The organism is Acidovorax sp. HMWF018 (genome assembly GCF_003061035.1).
Classification (GTDB): domain Bacteria; phylum Pseudomonadota; class Gammaproteobacteria; order Burkholderiales; family Burkholderiaceae_C; genus Acidovorax; species Acidovorax delafieldii.
In genome coordinates this window covers 1-1,677 of sequence record NZ_QAIM01000218.1, presented here as the reverse complement: position 1 = coordinate 1,677, position 1,677 = coordinate 1, and the positions used below count along the sequence as shown (strand labels likewise).

Genomic DNA, 1,677 nt, shown 5'->3' with positions numbered 1-1,677 from the left:
TTTTTGGTGCTGCGCGTGCAACAGGGTGGCCTGCCGCTGGCCTGGACGCCCCTGGTGCTGGTGCTGATGAACGTGGTGTTTGCACTGGGCGCCTACCCGCTGGGCAAACTGGCAGACAGCACCCGCCACACCACGCTGCTGACCTGGGGACTGGTAGCGCTGATCGCTGCCGATGCGCTGCTGGCCCTCAGCGACCGGGGCGCCGCCGCCTGGCTGGGGATTGCGCTGTGGGGCCTGCACATGGCCATGACGCAGGGGCTGCTGGCCACCATGGTGGCCGACACCGCACCGGCCGACCTGCGGGGCACGGCGTTTGGCATGTTCAACCTGGTCAGCGGCGTGGCACTGCTGGTGGCCAGCGGGCTGGCAGGCCTGCTGTGGGACCGGCTGGGCGCCAGTGCCACGTTTGGTGCCGGAATCCTGTTTGCCACGCTGGCGCTGGCGGGTGTGTTGGTGCAATCTGCCCGGCACGGCCGCACCCCAAAGCCCCCTGTACCGCAGGGCTGAGGTGGTGGGCCTGAGCGTGCCCCTTAAAATCCCCGGATTCCAGCCCGCCCGGCGGGCCTACCAGCACCACACCACCCATGAGCTCTTCTGCCCCTTCCACCCCCATCTCCTACAAAGACGCCGGCGTTGACATCGACGCGGGCGACGCCCTGGTCGAGCGCATCAAGCCGCTGGCCAAGAAGACCATGCGCGAAGGCGTGCTGGCGGGCATCGGCGGCTTTGGCGCGCTGTTTGAAGTGCCCAAGCGCTACAAGGAGCCCGTGCTGGTCTCTGGCACCGATGGCGTGGGCACCAAGCTCAAGCTGGCGTTTGAATGGAACATGCACGACACCGTGGGCATCGACTTGGTGGCCATGAGCGTGAACGACGTGCTGGTGCAGGGCGCCGAGCCCCTGTTCTTCCTGGACTACTTTGCCTGCGGCAAGCTCGACGTGGACACGGCTGCGGCCGTGGTCGGCGGCATCGCCAAGGGCTGCGAACTCTCCGGTTGTGCGCTGATCGGCGGCGAAACCGCCGAAATGCCCGGCATGTACCCTGCGGGCGAATACGACCTGGCCGGCTTTGCAGTGGGCGCGGTCGAAAAGTCCAAGATCCTGACCGGCAAGGACGTGGCCCCTGGCGACGTGGTGCTGGGCCTGGCCAGCCATGGCGTGCACTCCAACGGCTTTTCCCTGGTGCGCAAGTGCATTGACCGCGCTGAAAGCCAGGGCACCGTGCCCGCCACGCTGGACGGCAAGCCCTTCAAGCAGGCCATCATGGAGCCCACCCGCCTGTACGTGAAGAACGTGCTGGCCGCGCTGGCCGCTCACCCCATCAAGGCCCTAGCCCACATCACCGGCGGTGGTTTGCTGGAGAACATCCCCCGCGTGCTGCCCGACGGCACCGCCGCGCACCTGAAGAAGGGCAGCTGGCCCCAGACCGAGCTGTTCGCCTGGCTGCAGAAGACGGCGGGCATCGACGACATCGAGATGAACCGCACCTTCAACAACGGCATTGGCATGGTGGTGGTGGTGGATGCGGCCAACGCCGAAGCCACGGCCGCCACGCTGCGAGCTGCCGGTGAACAGGTCTACGCGATTGGCACGATCGCAGCGCGTGGCGAAGGCGCCGCCGTGGTGGTGGCCTGATACCCGGCCAGCAACACCGCCCCCTCACCGCGCATGGCGCAGC

General features: G+C 67.6%; 2 protein-coding genes. Both read left to right on the top strand.

What is annotated here, in order from left to right:
• Positions 1 to 507 (top strand): MFS transporter (locus DBR23_RS07805; protein WP_146191277.1); only part of this gene is annotated, 507 nt, incomplete at its 5' end.
• Positions 508 to 584: 77 nt separating this feature from the next.
• Positions 585 to 1,634, top strand: coding sequence for a phosphoribosylformylglycinamidine cyclo-ligase (purM, locus tag DBR23_RS07800; protein WP_056066695.1), 1,050 nt, complete (start codon positions 585 to 587; stop codon positions 1,632 to 1,634).
• The last annotated feature ends 43 nt before the right edge of the window (positions 1,635 to 1,677 follow it).